This is a genomic window from Acidovorax radicis N35, from assembly GCF_000204195.1.
Lineage (GTDB): Bacteria > Pseudomonadota > Gammaproteobacteria > Burkholderiales > Burkholderiaceae_C > Acidovorax > Acidovorax radicis.
Genome location: NZ_AFBG01000018.1, coordinates 306,099 through 327,875, shown reverse-complemented (window position 1 = coordinate 327,875; position 21,777 = coordinate 306,099). Strand labels below are relative to the sequence as shown.

The 21,777-nt window shown below is 65.4% G+C and carries 18 protein-coding genes; 13 read left to right on the top strand and 5 right to left on the bottom strand.

Annotated elements, in window-relative coordinates:
* Positions 1-15 precede the first annotated feature (15 nt).
* Positions 16-729 carry a hypothetical protein gene (locus ARADN35_RS0107115; RefSeq protein WP_035197262.1) on the top strand — a complete coding sequence of 238 codons (714 nt, stop codon included), beginning with the start codon at positions 16-18 and terminating at the stop codon, positions 727-729.
* On the opposite strand, the gene ARADN35_RS0107110 is transcribed toward ARADN35_RS0107115, so the two are convergent.
* Positions 726-1,697, bottom strand: coding sequence for a LysR substrate-binding domain-containing protein (locus tag ARADN35_RS0107110; protein ID WP_244265855.1), 972 nt, complete (start codon positions 1,695-1,697; stop codon positions 726-728). The two genes, ARADN35_RS0107115 and ARADN35_RS0107110, sit on opposite strands and share 4 nt — an antisense overlap.
* Positions 1,698-1,807: 110 nt before the next feature.
* Between ARADN35_RS0107110 and ARADN35_RS0107105 the strand changes: the two genes are divergently transcribed.
* The 9 genes from ARADN35_RS0107105 to ARADN35_RS0107065 all read left to right on the top strand — a co-directional run bounded on the left by ARADN35_RS0107105 (position 1,808) and on the right by ARADN35_RS0107065 (position 11,969).
* Entirely contained in the window at positions 1,808-2,389 is a 582-nt protein-coding gene (locus ARADN35_RS0107105; protein ID WP_057223244.1) for a RidA family protein, read from the top strand.
* A gap of 354 nt (positions 2,390-2,743) precedes the next feature.
* Complete coding sequence (locus ARADN35_RS0107100; RefSeq protein WP_010460548.1) at positions 2,744-4,153, top strand: L-serine ammonia-lyase; 1,410 nt, start codon at positions 2,744-2,746, stop codon at positions 4,151-4,153.
* 124 nt (positions 4,154-4,277) lie between these two features.
* Positions 4,278-5,168, top strand: a complete 891-nt coding sequence (locus ARADN35_RS0107095) for an amino acid ABC transporter substrate-binding protein (RefSeq protein ID WP_244265854.1) — start codon at positions 4,278-4,280, stop codon at positions 5,166-5,168.
* A 61-nt stretch (positions 5,169-5,229) separates the two neighbouring features.
* Positions 5,230-6,069 (top strand): presqualene diphosphate synthase HpnD, encoded by an 840-nt coding sequence (gene hpnD, locus ARADN35_RS0107090; protein ID WP_010460544.1) that lies wholly within the window; start codon positions 5,230-5,232, stop codon positions 6,067-6,069.
* Between the two features lie 19 nt (positions 6,070-6,088).
* Positions 6,089-7,405, top strand: a complete 1,317-nt coding sequence (hpnE, locus tag ARADN35_RS0107085) for a hydroxysqualene dehydroxylase HpnE (RefSeq protein ID WP_010460542.1) — start codon at positions 6,089-6,091, stop codon at positions 7,403-7,405.
* Between the two features lie 129 nt (positions 7,406-7,534).
* Positions 7,535-8,548: a Bug family tripartite tricarboxylate transporter substrate binding protein gene (locus ARADN35_RS0107080; protein ID WP_010460540.1), complete on the top strand. Its 1,014-nt coding sequence runs from the start codon at positions 7,535-7,537 to the stop codon at positions 8,546-8,548.
* 112 nt (positions 8,549-8,660) lie between these two features.
* Positions 8,661-9,344, top strand: coding sequence for a response regulator (locus ARADN35_RS0107075; protein WP_010460538.1), 684 nt, complete (start codon positions 8,661-8,663; stop codon positions 9,342-9,344).
* A gap of 132 nt (positions 9,345-9,476) precedes the next feature.
* The gene (locus ARADN35_RS0107070; RefSeq protein WP_029413639.1) at positions 9,477-10,874 is read left to right on the top strand and encodes a sensor histidine kinase; all 1,398 of its coding nucleotides are present in this window, start codon (positions 9,477-9,479) and stop codon (positions 10,872-10,874) included.
* Positions 10,875-10,931: 57 nt separating this feature from the next.
* Entirely contained in the window at positions 10,932-11,969 is a 1,038-nt protein-coding gene (locus ARADN35_RS0107065; RefSeq protein ID WP_010460534.1) for a tripartite tricarboxylate transporter substrate-binding protein, read from the top strand.
* A gap of 31 nt (positions 11,970-12,000) precedes the next feature.
* Here the strand turns inward: ARADN35_RS0107065 and ARADN35_RS0107060 are convergent, their stop codons facing one another.
* From ARADN35_RS0107060 to ARADN35_RS0107045, 4 genes are all read right to left on the bottom strand, one after another.
* A complete protein-coding gene (locus tag ARADN35_RS0107060) occupies positions 12,001-12,594 on the bottom strand; it encodes a nucleotidyltransferase family protein (protein ID WP_010460532.1) in 594 nt (197 codons plus the stop codon).
* A gap of 90 nt (positions 12,595-12,684) precedes the next feature.
* Positions 12,685-12,897, bottom strand: a complete 213-nt coding sequence (locus ARADN35_RS0107055; RefSeq protein ID WP_010460530.1) for a DUF2788 domain-containing protein — start codon at positions 12,895-12,897, stop codon at positions 12,685-12,687.
* The gene (locus ARADN35_RS0107050; protein WP_029413632.1) at positions 12,894-13,739 is read right to left on the bottom strand and encodes a DUF2189 domain-containing protein; all 846 of its coding nucleotides are present in this window, start codon (positions 13,737-13,739) and stop codon (positions 12,894-12,896) included. Before ARADN35_RS0107050 ends, ARADN35_RS0107055 begins: the two co-directional genes overlap by 4 nt.
* Positions 13,740-14,007: 268 nt before the next feature.
* Positions 14,008-14,736: an HAD-IA family hydrolase gene (locus tag ARADN35_RS0107045; RefSeq protein WP_035197326.1), complete on the bottom strand. Its 729-nt coding sequence runs from the start codon at positions 14,734-14,736 to the stop codon at positions 14,008-14,010.
* 109 nt (positions 14,737-14,845) lie between these two features.
* Here ARADN35_RS0107045 and hemH point away from each other — a divergent pair, with 109 nt between their 5' ends.
* The 3 genes from hemH to ARADN35_RS0107030 all read left to right on the top strand — a co-directional run bounded on the left by hemH (position 14,846) and on the right by ARADN35_RS0107030 (position 21,777).
* A complete protein-coding gene (gene hemH / locus ARADN35_RS0107040) occupies positions 14,846-15,961 on the top strand; it encodes a ferrochelatase (RefSeq protein WP_010460524.1) in 1,116 nt (371 codons plus the stop codon).
* Positions 15,962-16,083: 122 nt separating this feature from the next.
* Positions 16,084-18,576 carry a Lon protease family protein gene (locus ARADN35_RS0107035; RefSeq protein WP_010460521.1) on the top strand — a complete coding sequence of 831 codons (2,493 nt, stop codon included), beginning with the start codon at positions 16,084-16,086 and terminating at the stop codon, positions 18,574-18,576.
* A gap of 249 nt (positions 18,577-18,825) precedes the next feature.
* Positions 18,826-21,777, top strand: coding sequence for a KAP family NTPase (locus ARADN35_RS0107030; RefSeq protein WP_010460519.1), 2,952 nt, complete (start codon positions 18,826-18,828; stop codon positions 21,775-21,777).

Below are 21,777 nucleotides of genomic sequence, written 5' to 3'. Positions count from 1 at the left end.
GGGAGGAAGCATCCCGTGTCATACAGACACCTCTTCAAGGTTCTCCAGTGGGGACTGATCCTCTTTTGCCTCTGTTTTGCGATGGTGGGCGGCACGGTGGCTGAGCGCCTGCTGGAGCTGCTGCAATGCCAGCCGCACGCCAATCCCGCGCTGCGCAGCTGCTCCTGGCTGCCCAATGCGCTGGGCCTGAGACTCACGCCGTTTCTTTCGGCCGGGGGTATTTCGGACTACCCCTTTGTACTGCTGCACAACTTCTGGGCGCTGATCGCGCTGTGGGTGCTCGCGCTGGTGGCCACGCACCGGGCTGCACACAATGCCGCCAGCGCGGCTGCGATGCCGGGACGCAGCCAAGCGCGCCGCGCCAGGGTCAACGGCGCTGACATCGCGCGCTGGGCATCGCGCGCCGCCTTCTGGACACTGCTGCTCGGGCTCATCGGCTTTTGCGTGGCCTTCGGCACGCCCATACTGGGCAACCGGATGGCGCTGGAGGTGCTGGGCGCCCTGGGCTGCTCGCCAGGCAGTTTCGATCCCTTCTCGTCACCCTGCATGTCGGCCCCGGGGTTCTGGACACACCGCCTCGCGCTCTATGTCATTCCGCTCGCAGGCCCCCTGCTAGCGCCGGTGTGGCTGGTCATGGCGTTCTGGGATGTGCTGCTGGCGTGGGCCCTGCTCACGGTGGCCGCCTATTTCCTCCAAACCCATCTGGCAACACGCGCCCCGCAGCCCTAAGCCGACGCCAGCCACGCGCAGAAGGCCACCGAGGCCGGGTCCTGCGCTGCACGCGCGGGCCGTAGCCAGCAATAGTTCTTCTCGCCCGAAAGCAGCTCTGGGAACGGCATGACCAGCAAGCCACTGGCGAGTGCATCGCCCAGAAAGCGCGGGTTGCCCAGCGCCACCCCCAGGCCCTGGATGGCGGCCTGCACGCTCAGGTGTGCGTGGTCAAACACCAAATCGCCCAAGGGCTGCAGGCCAGGAGCCCCCGCCCTTTCCAGCCACTGCTGCCAGACCAAGGGTGTGGATCGGCTGTGCAGCAGCGTGTGCTGCGCAAGCCCTTGGGGCGACAGCATGGCCTTGGCGCCCGCCAGCATGGCAGGGCTGCACACGGGCGTGAACTGCTCGGGGATGAACGCCTCCAGGCTGACGCCTCGCCACCCCGCGCGCTCGGGCAGCGCTGCCAATTCACTGTCGGCAAAGCAGCGGATCGACACGTCGTACTGCGCAGGCTCGAAATCCAGGTGCCCTACCGTGGTGACCAGCTGCACATCCAGCCCCGGCATCTGCGCGCAAAAGCCTGCGAGCCGAGGGATCAGCCATTGCGAGGCCAACGTGGACGTGGCATTCACCACGAGCGTGTTGCGCCGCGTGAGCCGCTCGATGCCTGCCGTGGACTGCGCCATCAGGTCCAGCGCACCCGTCAGCCCGGGCAGCAACGCCGCCCCTGCGGTGGTCAGTGCCAGCCGCCGTCCGTCGCGCGCCACCAGCGCCACGCCCAGCCATTCCTCCAGGGCCTTGATCTGGTGGCTCACCGCGCTTTGCGTGACGCTCAGCTCACGCGCAGCGTGGGTCACACTCAGCAACCGCCCCGCCGCCTCAAAGGCACGCAGCATGTTCAGCGGCGGCAAACGGCGCGGGCCGCTGGCACCACCTGGACCGGACGCGACAACGCTGCTGCCACTTTTGGCATGAGTTGAATTCATGATTTAAGGAAATATTGTCGATAGTCAGCTGCCACTTTGCTTCGTACGATCTGCAGCATGCCTGGAAAAAAGCCAATCGACTTGATAGATTTACTCATTATGTGCCGGGTGTGCACCGCACCCCTGACCCCACCAATGCACCCACCCCCACAGGCCCCGGCGCGCCAGCCGCGCACTCCGCTCAGGAGATGGGCAAGCACCCAAGCCGCGAGGATTTTGGGCTGGTGCAAAAGGCGGCCATGGAAGCCCCGCCACGGCAGCCCCGCATGACGGGCGCGCAGGGCACGCGGGCCCTCGGCGGCCACCGCTCCTATCGATCCCCACCGAGCCACGCCGCCGAAACCCCTGCGCCCTCAGCACTGCACGTGTGTGTGCGGCATGCACCCACCACGCTCTCCATCTGCATCACCTACCCTGCAGGCACGCCACTGGCCAGCCCACCACCAGACACCGGTGGCCAATTCACTCTGATGCGCAACGCCGCCGAGCGCCTGCTACAAGAGGCCGGCGCTGGCCGAGAACACATCCTGTCGTGCGAAGTTTTTGCGCGCGGGCCCTTCACCAGCGCTGCGCTTGGGGCCCTGCTGCATCCATGGTCCGTGCGCCCCCGCATCACGCGGCAGCCTCCGCCCACGGCACCCCAGGCTGTGATGTACCTGGCGCTGGTGGCGACCCGGCCCGCTGCACTGTAAGAAACATTCATGGGCAACAAGCGCAGCCACGCCAGCGTGGTTTAACAGCAGAAAATTTGAATGAAAACTGCCCCTACCGCTTAACTATATTCATTTGTTTGCTATCAATATTGAAATCCCTCACTCTATCCGGTGCATGGGCAGCCCGCCCCAGACCGCGACACCCCAGGGATTACGCGTGTGCCGGCCGGGCCCTGCGCGGTTAGCCTCGCGCCCACTCCAGCACCAAGAGTGCAGGCAGTGCGAAGGATGTTGTTGTCTTGAGACCAGCGATGGCGCCACCCGCGCCATCGCTGCTTTCCGTGCCTCCAGGGCATCCACGCATCCCAGGAACCTACCCGGTAGCCCCAAACCATGTCCGTCAGCGTTTTCGACCTCTTCAAGATCGGCATCGGCCCATCCAGCTCCCACACCGTGGGCCCCATGATTGCAGCGCGGCAATTTGCCTGCCATCTGCGCGACACCCTGGGCCTGGCCGCCGTGCACCATGTCACTGTCGAGCTGTTCGGCTCGCTGTCCGCCACCGGTGTGGGCCATGGCACCGACAAGGCCGTATTGCTGGGCCTGGCGGGACATGAACCCGACCAGATGGACCCCGATCAGATCACCCCGGTCGTTACCGACATCCGCACCCGCCAAACGCTGGCCCTGCTGGGCGAACACCCGGTGCCGTTTGTCGACAAAGAGCACCTGCTGTTCCGCCGCAAAAGCCTGCCACTGCACCCCAACGGCATGGCGTTTCATGCGTTTGGCGCGCAAGGCACCGAGATAGCGGCATGCGAGTACTACTCGGTAGGCGGCGGCTTTGTGGTCGACGCGGCAGGCGAGCGGGTGCTCAATCTGGCCGCCACTCCTGCGACCGGCGCCGAAGGCCATGGCCGTGGCCTTCCCTACCCATTTCGCACGGGCGCCGAGCTGCTGGCCCAGTGCCAGGCCACCGGCCTCTCCCCGGCGCAACTCATGGCCGCCAACGAGGAGCATTGGCGCAGCGCCGATGAAGTACGGCGCCAGCTGCTGGCCATCTGGAGAACGATGGCGGGGGCCGTGCAACGCGGCTGCGCCAGCACCGGCACCCTGCCCGGCCCCATGCACGTGCGCCGCCGCGCGGCCGAGCTGCACAAAAGCCTCAGCACCCAGCCCGAAGCCGCGCTGCGCGACCCGCTCTCCATGCTCGACTGGGTGAACCTCTACGCCATGGCCGTCAACGAAGAAAACGCCGCTGGGGGCCGCGTGGTGACGGCGCCCACCAACGGCGCTGCCGGCGTGATACCGGCCGTGCTGCATTACTACGTCAACTTCCTGCAAGGCCCGATCCCTGCGAACGACGACGGGATCGCCACCTTTTTGCTGACCGCAGGCGCCATCGGCATCATCTACAAAGAAAACGCATCCCTTTCCGGCGCCGAGGTCGGCTGCCAGGGTGAGGTGGGCGTAGCCTGCTCCATGGCCGCCGGTGCGCTGGCTGCCGTGATGGGTGGCAGCCCAGAGCAGATCGAAAACGCCGCCGAGATCGGCATGGAGCACAACCTGGGCATGACCTGCGACCCGGTGGGCGGCCTGGTGCAGATCCCCTGCATCGAACGCAACGCCATGGGCGCCATCAAGGCCATCAACGCCGCCCGCATGGCCCTGCGCGGCGACGGCCAGCACGTGGTTTCGCTCGACAAGGTCATCAAGACCATGATGCAGACCGGTGCGGACATGAAGGTGAAGTACAAGGAGACTTCGCGTGGAGGCCTTGCGGTGAATGTTGTGGAATGCTGACCACTTGCTGACAAATGCTGCATCACCGCAAAGTCTGGAGCACAATCTGTCACCTTCGCGACACCCCCACAAAATCTGCTGGAGGATCTGATGCGCGAGGTCATTCACTCCCCTTGCCATGTACTTGCGTATCTTGCTGCGAACCTTTTTCGTCTTTGTTTTTTGCCTTCACAACCCGCTTGGCGCCTGGGCTCAGGACACCCTCTCCATGGTGGCCAAAACCGGCGAATTGCGCTTGGGCCATCGGGACAATTCGCGCCCGTTTTCGTATCGGGACCCGGCAACGGGCCAGGTGATGGGCTACTCCGTGGACATCTGCACGAAGATCTATGACGAGGTAAAGAAAGAACTCAAGCGCCCCGACCTCAGGTTGACCTATGTGCTGGTCGACGGGAAAAACCGCCTGAGCGATCTGAAGAACCGCACGGTGGACCTTGAGTGCGGCACCACCACCAATACCGCCGAGCGCCAGAAGGAAATAGCCTTCAGCCATCACATTTTTATTGCCACCACTGCGTTCGTAGTCCGCAAGGACTCGGGCATCAAGACCCTGGATGATCTGCAGGGCAAGCGCATTGCGGTGGAACGCAAAACGACGAATGACAGCCTGCTGGTGGCCAACGAACGTACTTTCCATCGCAAGTTCGTCTACGTGTTGGTAGACAGTGCACAACAGAGCCTGGCCGCCCTCACACGGGGTGAGGCCGACGCAGCGTTTGCCGACGACGCCAGCCTCTGGGTGCCAATGACGCAATTGGGAAAGTCGATGGGCGAATACCACTTTCTGGAAAAACGGCTGTCGATGGAGCCCTACAGCATCGGCTTGCGCCGCGATGACCCGAGGTTCAAGGACCTGGTGGATCGCGTAACGCGGCGGACTATCCAAAGCGGTGAAATGCCAGCGCTGTACAAGAAATGGTTCAACTCTGACCAGGGGGTGCTGCCCATGAGCGCCTTCATGCGCGAGGCACTCAAGCGCCCGAGCGACGTAGGGGTAGAGCAGATCGCTTTTTGACGGAGATAGGCCAAGTGCGGCCTCTCTCGTAGGGCCGGAGGCCATGGGACAATCCCGCCCCATGACACCACAGCAGTACGTACAGCAAAAGGCCGTCGCCTCGGGCAGCAGCTTCTACTACGCCTTCCTGTTCCTCCCCGCGCCACGCCGCGCGGCCATCACGGCGTTCTACGCGTTTTGCCGCGAAGTGGACGATGTGGTCGATGAAGTGACCGACCCCGGCGTGGCACGCACCAAGCTGGCCTGGTGGCAGGCTGAAGTGGCCAAGGCCTATGCGGGCCAGCCCACGCACCCTGTGATGCAGGCACTAATGCCACACACAGGTGAATACGGCATCGAGCAGCGCCACCTGCAGGCCGTGATTGACGGCTGCCAGATGGACCTGGAGCAAACACGCTACCTCGACTTTGCAGGCCTCAAGGGCTACTGCCACCTCGTGGCCGGCATCGTGGGCGAAGTCACGGCGCGCATCTTCGGCCAGACCGACGAGCGCACCACCCACTACGCCCACACGCTGGGCCTGGCGTTCCAGCTCACCAACATCATCCGCGACGTGGGCGAAGACGCCATGCTGGGCCGCATCTATTTGCCGGTGAGCGAGCTGCAGCAGTTCGACGTGAAGGCGCATGAGATCCTCAAGCGCACTTACTCCGACCGCTTCACCGCGCTGATGCGTTTTCAGGCCGAGCGTGCGCACCGCCTGTACGACGAAGCCTTTGCCCTGCTGCCCGATGCCGACCGCCGGGCACAGAAACCTGGCCTCATGATGGCCAGCATCTACCGGACCTTGCTGCGCGAGATCGAGCACGAAAACTTCCAGGTGCTGCACCAGCGCATCAAACTCACGCCGCTGCGCAAGTTCTGGCTCGCGTGGAAGGTCCAGGCCCTCGGCCGGATGTAGTGGCAGTGCCGCAGCGCCTATGAAAGTCGCCATCGTCGGTGCCGGCTGGGCCGGCATGGCTGCGGCCATTGCACACGCACAGGCAGGCCGCCAGGTCACCGTGTTTGAAGCCGCGCGCACCGTGGGCGGCCGCGCGCGCGCTGTGCCTGCCGTCCAGCCCGACGACACCCCCATCACGCTCGACAACGGCCAGCACATCCTCATCGGCGCCTACACCGAAAGCCTGCGGCTGATGCGGCTGGTGGGTGTGAACCCTGACACTGCGCTGCTGCGCCTGCCGCTCACGCTGCAGTTTCCCGATGGCCAGGGCCTGCAGTTGCCCGATCTGCCCCCGCCGCTGGATGCCCTGCTGGGCATCGTCCATGCAAAAGGCTGGAGCTGGCGCGACAAGCTGGCGCTGCTGCGCACCGCCACGGCGTGGCAGCTGCGCGGTTTTCGCTGCGAGCCCACCACCTCGGTGGCCGAGTTGTGCGCGCCGCTCACGCCGCGCCTGATGGCCGAGTTCATCGACCCGTTGTGCGTGTCGGCGCTGAACACCCCGGCCCGCGAAGCCAGCGGCCAGGTGTTTCTGCGGGTGCTGCAGGACAGCCTGTTCAGCGGGCGCGGTGGCTCCAACCTGCTGCTGCCCCGCGCGGACCTGGGTGCCCTGTTCCCCGAGCCCGCCGCACGTTGGCTGGGCCACCACGGCGGCACGATAGTCACCGGGCAACGGGTGCAGCGGCTGCAACCGCAGCCGGGCGGGCGCTGGCAAGTGGTGTGCGCGAGCAGCAATACCAGCGCCGCAAACAGTAGCCTCGACGTGTTCGACCACATCACCCTGGCCTGCCCTTCGTGGGAGGCGAGCCGGCTTGTGGCAGGCGTGGCCAGCATTGCAGGGCTGGCCAGTGCCAGCCCATGGAGTACCCAGGCCGGTGCCCTGCGCTTTGAAGCCATCACCACCGTCTATGCCAACGCCCCCGGGGTGCGCCTGCCATTGCCCATGCTGGCGCTGCGCAATACCGCCGAACACCCCGCGCAGTTCGTGTTCGACCGGGGCCAGCTGGATGGCACCCACGGCTTGCTGGCCTTTGTGGTCAGTGCCAGTGACGGAGACCGCTTGCAGATTGAACAACAGGTGCTGCAGCAGGCAGCCACCCAACTGGGCATATCGACCCTGCAGCCCGTGCAGACCGTGGTCGAAAAACGCGCCACCTTTGCCTGCACGCCCGGCCTGCAGCGGCCCGGCATGCAGGTGCTGCCGGGGCTGACGGCCTGCGGCGACTACGTGGATGGCCCCTACCCCGCCACGCTGGAAGGTGCTGTACTCAGTGGTACGGCGGTCGCAACACTGCCCTGACCGTCTGGGCCAAAGCCCCTTTGCACCGAGGACATCGGGAAAACCCCAGGCCGACTGACAGCATTCCGAAAGCACGCAGCGCGCACCATGGCATCTGGTAACGCCTTGATGGCTTTCACGGAGACAACCATGCTGTTCGACAACCACCTTTCCCATACCCTCCACCCCACCCGTCGCCACCTGCTGGGCGCGGGCGGTGCACTGGCAATGGGCGGCCTCCTGCCCACGCTGGCATCGGCCCAGGCCGCCTGGCCCGCCAAATCGATCCGCTTCGTGGTGCCTTTTGCACCGGGCGGCAGCTCCGAGATCGTGGCGCGCTCCACGGCTGCCGAACTCAGCAAGACCCTGGGGCAAAGCGTGTACGTGGACAACAAGCCCGGCGCCGCTGGCAATATCGCCATGGGCGAAGTGGCCCGTGCGGAAGACCAGCACACGCTGATCCTGGGCCACATCGGCACGCTGGCCGTGAACCCTTTCATCTTCGACAAGCTGCCCTACGACGCCAACAAGGACTTCAAGCCCGTGAGCCTGCTGGCCAAGGTGCCCAGCCTGTACGTGGTGCACCCCGACGTACCCGCCAAGAATCTCAAGGAGTTCATCGCCTACGTGAAGAAGAACCCGGGCAAGTTCAGCTACGGCTCGGCCGGCAACGGCAGCGCGGGGCACCTGGCGTTTGAATACCTCAAGATGACCGCCGACATCTTCATGCTGCACGTACCCTACCGGGGCACCGGCCCCATGATGACCGACCTGCTCTCGGGCCGCCTTGACGCCGCATCCGTGGGCGCTGCGGCCATGCTGCCGTTCATCAAATCGGGCAAGGTGCGCTGCATCGCCACGGGCTCGGCCAAGCGCCTGCCACAACTGCCCGACGTGGCGACCGTGGCCGAACAGGGCTTTCCAGGTTTTGAGATGACCCAGTGGTACGGCATGCTGGCCCCCGCCAACCTGGCGCCGGCACACCTTGACAAGCTGGCGGCCGAAACCGCCAAGGCCGTCAAGGCCCCCGCCTCGCTAGAGCGCCTGAACGGTGACGCCGCCGAAGCGATTGGCGGCACGCCAGCCCAGTTTGCACAGTTCATTGCGGCCGAGCAGGAGCGCTGGAAAAAGGTGCTGCTGCGGGCCAAGGTCAAACCCGACTAAGAAGCCAAGGGGAACGCCAGCCGTGGCCGTCGCCTTGGAGCCCGCCCATTTCAAAAGTCTCCGGTCCCACGCAGGCGCACCAAGCACACTCTAGCGGCATTAGCATCCCCCCATGCGCATCCTCCTGGCCGAAGACGAACACAGCCTGGGCACCTGGCTCAGCCGTGCACTGGAGCATGCGGGCATCCAGGTGGAATGGGTGAACGATGGGCGCCTGGCCGACCGGGCCCTGCAGCAGCACGACAACTACGACGCCCTGGTGCTCGACCTGGGCCTGCCCGGGCTGGACGGCCAGGCCGTGCTGCAGCGCCTGCGCGACCGCGACCAGCGCCTGCCCGCGCTGATCCTGACCGCACGCGACTCGCTGGACGAGCGCGTGCGCTCGCTCAACGCCGGAGCCGACGACTTTCTGGCCAAACCGTTTGAGCTGGCCGAGCTGGAAGCCCGCCTGCACGCCCTGGTGCGCCGCGCACGCGGCAACGAACACCCGCGCCTGGCCTGTGGCGCACTGGTGTACGACAACGCGCGCAAACAGTTCACGCTGCACGGCGAGCCGCTGGCCTTGTCGCCGCGCGAGCATGCGGTGCTGCGCGTGCTGGTGCAGCGCAGCGGCGAGCCGTTCTCCAAGCAGCAGATTCTGGACCGCGTGTTCTCCGACGACGAAGACGTGCACCCCGAGGCGGTGGAGGTGTTTGTGCACCGCCTGCGCAAGCGGCTCGATGGCAGTGGTGTGCGCATCACCACCCTGCGCGGCCTAGGGTACGCGCTTGAATCCAGTGATGTGGCGCCCCCCTGAGACGCTGCGCGTCTTCCCCCTTCGGGAGGGACGCCACCGGTGGGCTGGCAAAACCAGTTCCACGGTGGCATTGGCCTGGGCCGCGCCAGTGCGCACGATTGCACCCATCTGCCGGAGACCGGCGTGAAGGGCATCCGTCTGTTTCAACGTCTGCGCCGGGCCAGCCTGTGGCGGCTTTTGGCTGTGCTGCTGCTGCCGCTGCTGGCCGTGGTCACGGGCGTGGAGCTGTGGATGACGCGGCACGATGCGCTGGAGGCGGCCAATGCGGCCTACGACCGCTCGCTGCTCGGGGCACTCAAATCCATCGACGCCAACATCTCCACGGCATCGGGCGGCCTGTCGGCCGAGCTGCCCTACACCATGCTCGAATTTTTTGAACTCACGGCCAGCGGGCCGGTGTACTTCCGGGTGGCCTCGTCCGATGGCCTGGTCGAGCTGGGCAATGCCGACCTCCCCCTGCCGCCCGGCCCGCTGGAACCCGGAGTGCCCCGCTTCTACGACGCCACCTACTTTGGCGAATCCGTGCGGCTGGCCGCTTATCGCCGCGCGGTAGAAGCCGCAGCCCCTGGGCCCGACGCCGGCAGCGTGCTGGTGCAGGTGGCCGAAAGCACCCACTCGCGGCAGGAGTTCACCCGCCGGTTTGTGCGCCGGGCTGCGCTGCGCGACGCTCTGGTGCTGGCGCTCATGGTGCTGGGTACCGCCGCCACGCTGGCCGTGGCGCTGCGCCCCCTGGCGCGCCTGGCCCGCGAGGTACAGGCGCGCAACCCCGACGACATGACCCCCATGGCCGACACCGACCTGCCCGCCGACATCCGTCCCCTGGTGGCAGCTGCCAACCAACAGATGGCGCGCACGCAGGACCTGGTGGCGCAGCAGCGGCAGTTTCTGGACGACGCCTCGCACCAGCTGCGCACCCACCTCACCACCCTGCAGATGCAGATCGACTACGCCCGGCGCGAGGCCGATGCGACCCAGGTGCAACACACCCTGGATGCCATCGGCGGCGAGATCGCGCGCGCCACCCGCAGCACGCAGCAGCTGCTGGCCTTGGGCCGCAGCGACACGGCGGCGGTCGAACTGGCCCCTTTCGACCTCGCGGCCCTGCTGCGCACCGTGGCGCTGGAGCTATTGCCCCGTGCCCGCGCGCGGCAGATCGACTTTGGCATCCACACCCCCACGCCGGAGTTCATGGCCGTGGCCGACAGCGGCCTGCTGCGCGAGGCGTTGACCAACCTGGCAGCCAACGCGATTGCCTACACACCCGCGCACGGCACGGTCACCGTATCCGCTGCGGGCGACGGCCTGGGCTGGAGCGTCAGCGTGGAAGACAACGGCCCCGGCCTGCCCGCCAGCGAACGCAATGCGCTGGGCCAGCGCTACCGGCGCGGCTCGCAAGCGGCTGCGGGCGGGTCGGGCCTGGGCCTGGCGATTGCGCGGTCCATCGCCGAACGGCACCGGGGCACCCTGCGGCTGGAAGACCGCGCGGGCGGCCCCGGCCTGCTGGCCATCCTGTGGTGGCCACGTCCCTGATGTTCTGATCTCATACGGCACGTTGTTCAGCCCTCCCGACCCCGCACGCAGCACATCATGCGCAACCTTCCCATGCCCCTCCCCGGCCCAGACAGCCGCCCACGTCGGCATGCCCTGCAGGCCCTGGCCGCAGCGTCGGCCTCGGCCTGGTGGCCCGCTGCATGGGCCGCCGATGCCTCCACCGAGGCTGCCGAATGTGTGGCCCCTTCGCGGCCCGGTGGTGGGTTCGACCTGACCTGCGGACTGGCCACACAGGCCGTGCAGGCCGTACGCCCCGCCCGGCCGCCGCTGCACACGCGCTACCTTCCAGGCGGCATCGGTGCCGTGGCGTTTGACCAGGTAGCCACCGGGCGGCTGGGCGGGCCGGGCACCCTGGTGGCGTTCTCCAGCGGCTCGCTGCTGAACATCGCGCAGGGCCGCTTCGGCCCCCACCCGGTGAGCGCCGTGCGCTGGATCGCCACCCTGGGCACCGACTACGGCGTGGTGGCCGTGCACCGCGACTCACCGCACCAGCACCTGCAGGATGTGGTGGCGGCGCTGCGCAAGGACTTGACCCGCGTCGTTTTCGGGGCGGGCGGCACGCTGGGCAGCCAGGACTGGATGAAGGCCGCGCTGCTGGCGCACGCCGCAGGGCAAGACCCCAAACGCATGCGCTTTGTATCGTTCGAAGGCGGCGGCGAGGCCCTGAAGGCGCTGCGCGGCGGCCACATCGGCATCTTCACCGGGGACGCGGCCGAGGCCCAGCAGGCGGTTGAAAAGGGTGCGCCCCTGCGCTTCCTGGCAGTGCTGTCGCAGGCCCGCCTGCCAGGCGCCCTGGCTGGCCTGCCCACAGCGCGGGAGCAAGGCATCGACCTGGTCTGGCCCACGGTGCGCGGCCTGTATATGGCGGCCAGTGCCCCCGATGCGGCCGTGCGCGCCTGGGTGGCCGCTTTTGCCGAAGCGCTGGCCGCCCCTGGCTATGCCGCGCTGTGCAGCCAGCACGGCCTGTACCCGTTTGCACGCACCGGCGCGGCGCTGGAGGACTTTGTGCAACGCAGCCTGAGCGAGTACCGCCAGCTGGCGCAGGAGCTGGGCCTGCGGTCCTGGCCGCGCTGAGGCGGTTACCGGCTCAGGGCACGAATCCGCCTCAAGCGGGGCAGATGGACAGCAGCGGCCAGCGCGCGGCAAATCGTTTGGAGGCCACACGCTCGCGGTAGGTTCGCGCATCGGCGCGCAGCGGGTTGTGGCGAACGATCAAGTTGAACAAGTCGTCCAGCCCGTGGGGTGCCACAACGCCGATGGAATCGTCCGCACGCAGGAAGACACCCACGCAAGTGGCAATCTCCGGCCAGGTGCCCACTCCGTCTTCCAGCGACTCCAATGGCGCCACTGGCTGCCCAAGGTGGCGGGCAAACCAGTGGTGCACGGTGGCCTGGTTGGTCACCTCCCACACCACGGACGGCATCTCCTGGCGCAGGCGGTGTTCCAGCGCCGCATCGTGTTCTGTGCCCTCCCGAGCGGGGTCGAAGTAGACAACATCCACATCGTCCAGCGGCGTGGGTTCTGCAAACCCATGCAAGTCGTCCCACACCAGAGACCGCACCGCACCGGCACCTATGCACCACGAGCCCAGCCCCAGCATCCGGACGGCACGCAGCGCCCCCATCAACGCAGGCGATGCACGCACCAGGGCGACAAGCCGGGTGTGGTGCTCGGTCCAGGAAGAGCTGTGGTGGGTCACAGGGCGGGCCCTACGCAGTAGTGATCTGGGGCCAAAGAAAACATCGGGGCAACACCGACCTCTACCCCGCCCGGCCACGGGCAGGCGATCTCACTTCTCCAGCCACCACTGGATCACCACCTTGGCCAGAAACCCCAAAAACCCCACGCCCAGCCCCAGGAACAGCACAAAAGTGCCAAAGCGCCCGGCCTTGGACTCCCACGCCAGCTGACCGATGATGAACAGCATGTACAGGATGAACGCGCCCACCCCATAGGTGAGGAAGAAGCCCGAGATCTGCGCCTCGGTAAAACCAAAGATCACGGTGCCACCCCACTTGTCTGCGCGGGTTTGGTGGCATCGCGTTCAGGCAGGCTGGAGGCATCGACCAGGTCGCGGTAGGCATGCCAGCTGGCATGGCCCAGCATGGGCATGACGGCGATCAGCCCCAGCAGCAGCGAGCCCAGCCCCAGCAGCGTGAACCCCAGGATCAGTGCCGCCCAGAACGCCATGGGCAGCGGGTTGCCGATCACGGCCTGCCAGCTGGTCAGCACGGCCTGCAGCAGCGTGGCGCGGCGGTCCAGCAGCAGGGGCATGGCCACCACGCTGGACGCAAAGATCGGCGCCGCCATCAGGCTGCCCAGGGCCAGCCAGATCTCGAACAGCCAGCCATCCCGTGCCAGCACCACATGGCGCAGAAAATCGAGTGGCGTGTGGATGGGCACCGGCGCCAGCAGCGTGATGAGCGCCGCCGACGTCATCACCCACCCCGTGGCCGCCAGCGCCAGCAAGGCGCCGAACTGCACCATGCACCAGTAGTCGTTGCCCCATTTGTTGACGTGGCTGCCCTGCCAGTTGAGCCAGGTCTTGAGCACCACACCCAGGTTCGCGGGCTCGCCGCGCTCCAGCGCACGGCTCAGCGCATAGAGGCTGGTGGCCAGCACCGGCGCCACCACCAGAAAACCCGACAGCGCCCCGGCCAGCAGCCAGAAGCGGTTGTGCGCCACCGCAAAGATGGCCGCCCCCAGCAGCGTGAGCGCCAGGCCATGGGCAAAGCTGATCCAGCCCGCACGCGCCATATCGCGCCAGGCCAGAACGAGCCAGGTCATGGGCTGCATGAGGCCGATGCTGCGAACACGGGGCAAGGCGGGGGGGTTGCGGGGCATGGTGGAATGGTCGGCAAGGCGACGGGTGAGTGTGGCGTCAACCGCCGGTGGGATCAAGCGCTCCGGCCGCGATGGCGCGCCCAAGCCTTGACGTGCGACAAGAAACAAGGCGGGAGCCCGCCATGGCACAACTCAATGGTTGGCGGCTGCACGCGCCCGCGAAACGGGCGCGGCCCCGGCCAGAAACGCCGGACAAGGGCCACCCCGCAGCATGCGCATCGCCATCTCCAGGGAAAGGCGACGAAGGCGGCACAGGGGAGCTTCCAAATCAATCCAGCAATTCGCGCAGCGCTGTCAGGCTGCCCACCGTGGCGTGGGGCGGTGTGTCATACGGCCACGCATGCTCGGCGGGGTTGAACCACACGGCCTGCATGCCCGCATCCATGGCGCCCCGGGCGTCCAGGGCAGCGTCGTCGCCCACGTGCAGGACCTCGTGCGGCGGCACCTGCAGCATGCCGGCGGCGGCGTGGAAGATGCGCGCATCGGGCTTGGCCACGCCCAGCACTGCAGCGCTCAGGCTGTGCTGGAAATAGTGACCAATGCCCACCTTGTGAACGTCCGCATTGCCGTTGGACACCGCCACCACCGGGTAGCGCGACGCGAGGAAAGCCAGCGTATCGTGGGCATCGTCGAACAACTGCACACGCTGGCGCTCGGCAAAGAACAGCTCAAACGCGGGTTCGGCCAGCGCGGGCTCGTCACCCGCCTGGGTCAGCGCCAGGCGAATGGACTCCCGGCGCAGCGCGCTCAGGTCGTGGTTCAAGTCGGGCCGCAGGGTCACCATCTGGTTGCGGATGGCGCGCAGCGCCTCAGTGCTCTGGAACAGGGCAGCCGTGGCGGGCGCGTGGTCTGTGAGCCACTGGAGCAGCAGTGCCTCTGCACGTTCAATGGTGGGCCAGATGGGCCAGAGCGTGTCGTCCAGGTCAATGGTGATGGCGCGGATGCGGCCCTTGTCCAGCGATTGCGCCGGGGGCAAGTCAGGGATGGGTGCAGGCATGGTCTGGCGAGAATACCCGACACGCCCCACCCATTCACCCCGCAGGTCCATGCGCGGGTCCATGCACCCGTCAGCGCAAAGGGCCAGGGCCATTTGCCACAATGGGGCCATGCGCTCACCCTTTGCCCCCGAACCCCCCTACACCCACGGCCAGGCCGACCGCACCGCCGTGCTGCTGTGCAACCTGGGCACGCCCGACGCCGCCACGGCCCCGGCCGTGCGCCGCTATCTGGCGCAGTTCCTGGGCGACCACCGCGTGGTGGAGATTCCCAAGCTGGTGTGGTGGCCCATCCTGCACGGCATCATCCTGCGCACCCGCCCCGCCAAATCCGCCGCCAAATACGCCAGCGTGTGGACCCCCGAGGGCTCGCCCCTGGCGGTGTGGACGGCCAAACAGGCCACGCTGCTGCGCGGTTGGCTGGGCGAGGCCGGGCACGCCGTGCTGGTGCGCCATGCCATGCGCTACGGCAACCCCTCCATCGCCAGCCAGCTCGACGCGCTCAAAGCCGAGGGCGCCACGCGCATCCTGATCCTGCCGCTGTACCCGCAGTATTCAGCCACCACCACGGCCAGCCTGTTCGATGCGGTGTATGCCTGGGCCGCACGCACGCGCAACGTGCCCGAGCTGCGGTTTGTGAACCGTTATCACGATACCCCCGGCTACATCGACGCATTGGCCCGCACCATCGAAACCCACTGGAAACACCACGGCCAGCCCGACCAGCTGGTGATGAGCTTCCACGGCGTGCCCGAGCGCACGTTGCACCTGGGCGACCCCTACCACTGCGAGGCGCGCAAGACGGGCCGCCTGCTGGCCGAGCGCCTGGGCCTGCGCGCAGAGCGCTACCGCATCACCTTCCAGTCGCGCTTTGGCAAGGCCAAGTGGCTGGAGCCCTACACCCAGCCCACCATCGAGGCACTGGGCAAGGCCGGCACGCGGCGGGTGGACGTGGTGTGCCCCGGCTTCACCAGCGACTGCCTGGAGACGCTGGAAGAAATCAACATGGAAGTGCGCGAGGCCTTCTTGCACGCGGGCGGCAAGGAGTTTCACTACATCCCCTGCCTGAACGACAACAACCACTGGATCACCGCGCTCAGCCGCGTGGCGCAGCAGCACCTGGCGGGCTGGCCCACCGAGGCGCCCACCGCTGCGGCGCTGGCCGATGCGCGCAGCCATGCGCAGGCGGGTGGCGCACCTGCCGGGGCCTGCCCCGTGGCCCATTGACTGGTTACTATTATTTTTATAGCTACTTGCGCTTATCCATAAAGCGCTAGCGGTCATTTTTATCCATATTTTGAGATGGCAGACCCAGTCTGACGACCTGCCCTCCCCCAACGCCCGCACCGATGCCCGCCTTTGCCCTCGCCCCCCACCAGCTGCGGCTGACGATTGACCCCGCAACGCTGGGCTTTGCCAGCACGGCCGAACTGCAAGACCTGCCCCTGCCCTGGATCGGCCAGGAGCGCGCCCAGGCCGCCGCCCAGTTTGGCCTGGGCCTGCACCAGCCCGACTACCACCTGTTTGTGCTGGGCGAAGTGGGCAGCGGCCGCGCGTCGCTGCTGCGCCAGGCCATGCAGGCGGCAGCCAGCCAGCGCGCCGTGCCACCCGACCTGTGCTACCTGCACAACTTCGACACGCCCGACCGCCCCCGCGCCCTGCGCCTGCCAGCGGGCCAGGGCCGCCAGCTGCGCCAGGGCCTGGCCGACATGGCCAAGAACCTGCAGGCCGACATCCCCAAAAGCCTGGCCGCCGCCGACTTCAAGGCCGAGGCCGAGCGCATCGAAAAAAACTGGCAAACGCAAGAGGCCGAAGCCTTTGCGGCGCTGGACGCGTTTGCCGAAGCCCGCCAGTTCCGCCTGACGCGCGACGGCGGGCAGATGGTGTTCACCCTCACCGGCCCCAAGGGCCAGCCGCTGACCGAAAGCGAAGCCCGCGCCCTGCCGCGCGAGCGCCGCGCCGAGATCGACGCCGCCGAGCAGGAAGTGCGCACCGAGATCGCCCGCTTTCTTGAAGCCGCCCGCCCGCTGGAGCGCGCCCGCGACGACGCCCTGGCCGCCCTGCGCCGCCAGACCATCAAGCCCCTGGTGGAACACGCCCTGCACGACATCCGCCAGGGCCTGCGCAAGCAGATCAAGGACACCGTCAAGCTCACCCACTGGCTCGACCAGGTGGAGCAGGCTGTGCTGGGCGACATCGACCTGTTCGAGCCCCTGGACACCGAACGCGGTGGCGACCAGGGCACCGACGCCGAAGACGACCGCAAGGACGCACTCGACGACCTGCTGGCCCGCTGCCAGGTGAACCTGGTGGTGGACAACCACGGCCGCACCGCCGCGCCCGTGGTGGTGGAAGACAACCCCACCCAGCGCACGCTGTTTGGCAGCATCGAGCATGGATCGGACGCCGACACCGTGCAGGCCGACCACACCGGCATCCACGCGGGCAGCCTGCTCAAGGCGCATGGCGGCTTCATCCTGCTGCACCTGCACGACCTGGCTGCCGAAGAAGGCCTGTGGCAGCGCCTGCGCCGCTTTTTGCGCTGCGGCCGCCTGCAGATCGAGGAAGGCGGCGGCGGCCCAGGCCATGGCCCCGGCGGCGCCGTGGCGCTGCAGCCCGAGCCGGTGGACGTGGATGTGAAGATCGTGCTGATCGGATCGGTGGACGAGTACTACGCCCTGCAGGACGCCGACCCCGACGCCGCGCGCCGCTTTCGCGTGAAGGTGGATTTTTCAGACCACTTTGCCGCCACCCCCGCCACCCACCATGCCACCGCCATCCTGGTGGCACAGGTCTGCAAGAAGCGCGGCCTGCCCCCCTTCGGCCCCGACGCCGTGGCCCTGCTGCTGGAGCAAACCCACCGCGAGGCCGACGACCAGCGCCGCCAGAGCGCACGCTTTGCACACACCGAAGCGCTGGCCATCGAAAGCGCCTCGCTGTGCAAGGCGCGCGGCGGCCCCCTGGTGCAGGCGGGCGACGTGTTGACCGCCCTGGCCGCCCGCACCCAGCGCCACAACCAGCCCGAAGAAGAACTGCACGACTCCATCACCGAAGGCGAGCGCCTGATCTCGCTGGCGGGCTCCATCACCGGCCAGATCAACGCCATGACGCAGATCGACCTGGGCGACTACCGCTTCGGCTTCCCCGTGCGCATCACCGCGCGCACGTTTGCCGGGCAAGAGGGCCTGCTCAACATCGAGCGCGAGGTCGACATGTCCGGCCCCATCCACGACAAAGGCGTGCTGATATTGCACAGCTACCTCACCGCCCTGTTCAGCCACGTGGCGCCGCTGGCACTCAATGCGTCCATCGTGTTCGAGCAGGAATACAGCGGCGTGGAAGGCGACTCGGCCTCATGCGCCGAGCTGTACGCGCTGCTGTCCAGCCTGTCAGGCCTTCCCCTGCGCCAGGGCATCGCCGTGACCGGCGCATTGAACCAGCACGGAGAGGTGCTGCCCGTCGGCGGCATCAACGAAAAGATCGAAGGCTGGTTCCGCGCCTGCAGCACCGCAGGGCTGGACGGCACGCAGGGCGTACTGATCCCCGCCCGCAACCAGCGCCACCTGATGCTGGACCGCAGCGTGCTGGACGCGGTAGAGCGAGGGCTGTTCCACGTCTACACCATGGGGCATGTGAGCGAGGGGATTGCGCTGCTGACGGGCGAGGCATCGGGGATGAGCCCGGCCGAACTGCTGCAGGCCCAGGCCGACGAGCTGGCCGACCGTGCTGCGGCCGTGGAAGACACCGTGATGCAGCGCGCGGAGCTGACCTTGCGGGCGTACCGGCGTGCTTGTCAGATCGCGGGGTCTACGCGGAGGGGGCGAGGGGCGCTGGGTCGGTAGGTAGATAAGTCAGTGGCCACGAGATTGAATGCTCAGGGTTCTGCGGCTAGTTGGCGGTTGCTGCCGCTCACGGGATCCATCCGGCGGGCAGCCCTCGGCCATGATCTGTCACCTGTCCCTTTAAATTGAACGGCTGTAGCGGACAGGCAGTTGCAGTCAGATCGGCGAAGCCGCAGGCAACGGCGATACTTTCGAGCGCGAAGCGCACATGCCTAAAAAAGGAAGCCAATGCCAGCTACAAAGCCATCAATGAAGATGCCGGAGATTTTGGTATTCGCCAGGATGTTTGTCATTGGTTTTGTTGGAGCTGAGATTTTCCGGACAACCTACCACTTAGGCTCCAACTTCGCCCCTACACTCGCCGATTTGTGCATCTGGCTACGGGGAGCTGTTGTCCTCGCCGTACTTGCAATTTGTACGATGTATGCCCTCAAGCGCGGCGCGCATGTGTCCGCAGCACAGATGGGGCGCAGCCTGCGCCTGGACCTGTTTCTCGCAATTGTTCTCGGTGGCTGGTCGAACGAATTGGCGCTCCCCTGGTTCTCAAAATTTCACGACGCTCTTCAGTCCGCGGATCCCCATTGGGCGCCCGTACTCCTACTGCTTCTCTGCATCTTGTTGATTTCGTCATTGGTCCAGCAAAGCCGGCCGAGTCGATCCGAAACTCGATCGCAACTCTTTTTCCTTTCAGACGACGAGATCAAACGCGAGACGGACGACCTACTGGCGAGCGAAGGACAAGCTAAATCGTTCGCGGAAACCGTCTTGGCAAGTGGCTCCCATTCGGGGCTGGTGTTCGGTGTCGATGGCCCATGGGGTGTCGGAAAGACAAGTTTCATCAACCTAGCCGAGCGGTACTGGGACCGCGCTGCAGACAAAGTCATTGTTTGTCGTTTCGAGCCTCTCCGGTATGCCTCTGAGCCTGATCTCTCGGACCGGCTAATTCGTGACCTGTCCGCGGCCATCCAAAGCAAAGTCTTCGCCCCAGAATTCAGGCCAGCGGCTTCTCGTTACTCTCGCCTCGTTAAGGGGAAGGCGGATGTCTCATTTCTGGGTTTCAAGCTATCGATGGAGCCTTCGGCAGAGACTGTCGATGAACTTCTGGACGACATTGACGAGGTCCTTCGTCGCATTGGTCGACGGGTAATCGTGGTGATCGACGATTTGGATCGATTGGATGCCAAGACGATCAACAATGTTCTGTTTGCGACAAGGCGGACATTCAAGCTTTCGCAGGCGACCTATATTCTTTGCTATGACACCGAGGTGCTAGCAGATAGCAAAGAAGAGGGTTCGAGGGCGCGCGAGTTTCTTGAAAAGTTCGTGACGGTCAAGCTCAGCTTATTTGTCGACAGCACCAGCATACGTGACTTCCTGCGACGCGACTGGGAGAAAGCGGAGAGCCAGCTTGGCTCTGTTCCCTCAGACACGATGGTCAAGCTGGGCGCGGTTCTCAATGAACTTGCCGACATCTTGCAAGGCGAATCTGCAGCCAAATACCTAGCTTTGGTTGGGGATCTGCGAAAGGTTAAGCGCTTCGTCAATGCCATTCTTCTTATGCAGATTGAGAAGACCAATTTGGGGAGGACGGACTTCAATAAGCGAGATCTCATCAATCTCATGCTTCTGCATCTGAACTATCCCGGCCTATTCAGGCAAATCTACGCCGAAGAGACGGAAGGTCGCAGTGGCGCGTTCTCAGTGAAGTGGGAATATGACAGGAAGAGCTTCATGAACGCGGAGGGTTTCTCGCAAGTGAGAGATGACCAGAAAGGTCCTTCCAAGTTTTTGCTTGAGCAGTTGTTTGATATCGGTGCGCTGAAGCTGGGCGAGGCGGGTAGCGTCGAAGAGTCAACCCTTCGATCTCGGGCATGCTTCAATAACGCGCAATCGCGAAATCTTGAGGGCTACCTCAAACTTATCGTGCGTTTCGCGACACCGGAACCGCAAGAGACTTTCGTCCTTTATCAAACGGCGGTTGACCAAGTTCGCGAAGGTCACTCCATCTCCTCCATACTCTCAACAGCCGACTTTGCGTTGAAGAGCGGAGAGAAGGGGCACGATCAGTTCTGGAGGGTACTGGTGAATCAGGCCCACCGCCTCCCCAGTGTCGCAACCGAGGACGCCATCGAAACACTTGTGCAATACATGCCTCGCTATTCATCGTTCGACAACGATGACAGAGGGTTGAGACCGAGGTCTGTCTACGCCTTGTTGCGACTTTTGGACGGAGTAGGCTGGGGGCGAACGGCCGGTCAAAGGAGGACGAACTCTTCTGAAAATGTCATCGAGATCGCATGGCGGATATTTGGCGAGCGTGCACATCTCGATAAGGGATTGATAGAGCGGCTTGCGAGCCCCCGTCGTGGAGTCTTGGGTTGGCAAGACCTCATGTTGTTTAGGCTCCAATGCTCAGCGGATCGTGGGGGGCAGCTGTACAACTTGCAGAGAGCACTCATCGTTCATCAGGATTCGACCGCACAGACCACTGGCCTAGTCAGCAAGCTAGCGCTTACGGGAATGAGGAGGCTGTCGCAGCAGGTTTTCGCACTTTTCAAGCGTACCTATATCGATCCGGGACGAAACTTCTTTGCCGAAGCATCCAGAGTTCCGGCCGAAGACTTCCTGGGAGAGGCATTCGCAAGTCTTGTAGATCAAGCGGTGCTCCCTCCGGAGCCCGATGAAGTGAACACTTCAATTGCCCGCCGCATAGCTGTAGCGCGGTCCTCCGCAGCATCTTTTGTGGCCTACCAACTTAGCAACTCGTCTCTTCCAAATGGCGCTGGTGTCGGGTGCGGCTACTACGATGCCGCTGGAGATGAAGATTGCGGAGGCATATCGAGACTGATGAACGAGTACATCTTTGATCATTGCTTCAACCCCAAAGATTCCGAAAACGTTTTAATCTTCATTGACCACTGCTTATCCCATCTAAGCAGTCCATTCTTCTCAGACCAGGAGGGGGACAGCTACGTCGCGACCAAGACGGGAATTCCAGGCGGGTTGGATTCGGCGGCTTTGGGGAGTTATTGGAGGCAGTGTCGCGAACATATCCGGGGAATGGGCCTGCAGAGTAGCGGGCGCTCGGTCTTCACAACGAACTACACGGCGTTCTATCGGGACGACCTTGAGGGCGTATTCACCGTTCTCGACGAACTTGCAGACGAAGCCTCACCGCTTAAACCGTCGCCGATTGCATGA

Coding starts and splice junctions, on each gene's coding strand:
- ARADN35_RS0107110 (WP_244265855.1), bottom strand. CDS start 1,697: ATGAATTCAACTCATGCCAAAAGTGGCAGCAGCGTTGTCGCGTCCGGT.
- ARADN35_RS0107100 (WP_010460548.1), top strand. CDS start 2,744: ATGTCCGTCAGCGTTTTCGACCTCTTCAAGATCGGCATCGGCCCATCC.
- hpnD (WP_010460544.1), top strand. CDS start 5,230: ATGACACCACAGCAGTACGTACAGCAAAAGGCCGTCGCCTCGGGCAGC.
- hpnE (WP_010460542.1), top strand. CDS start 6,089: ATGAAAGTCGCCATCGTCGGTGCCGGCTGGGCCGGCATGGCTGCGGCC.
- ARADN35_RS0107080 (WP_010460540.1), top strand. CDS start 7,535: ATGCTGTTCGACAACCACCTTTCCCATACCCTCCACCCCACCCGTCGC.
- ARADN35_RS0107075 (WP_010460538.1), top strand. CDS start 8,661: ATGCGCATCCTCCTGGCCGAAGACGAACACAGCCTGGGCACCTGGCTC.
- ARADN35_RS0107065 (WP_010460534.1), top strand. CDS start 10,932: ATGCGCAACCTTCCCATGCCCCTCCCCGGCCCAGACAGCCGCCCACGT.
- ARADN35_RS0107050 (WP_029413632.1), bottom strand. CDS start 13,739: ATGCCCCGCAACCCCCCCGCCTTGCCCCGTGTTCGCAGCATCGGCCTC.
- ARADN35_RS0107045 (WP_035197326.1), bottom strand. CDS start 14,736: ATGCCTGCACCCATCCCTGACTTGCCCCCGGCGCAATCGCTGGACAAG.
- hemH (WP_010460524.1), top strand. CDS start 14,846: ATGCGCTCACCCTTTGCCCCCGAACCCCCCTACACCCACGGCCAGGCC.
- ARADN35_RS0107035 (WP_010460521.1), top strand. CDS start 16,084: ATGCCCGCCTTTGCCCTCGCCCCCCACCAGCTGCGGCTGACGATTGAC.
- ARADN35_RS0107030 (WP_010460519.1), top strand. CDS start 18,826: ATGAAGATGCCGGAGATTTTGGTATTCGCCAGGATGTTTGTCATTGGT.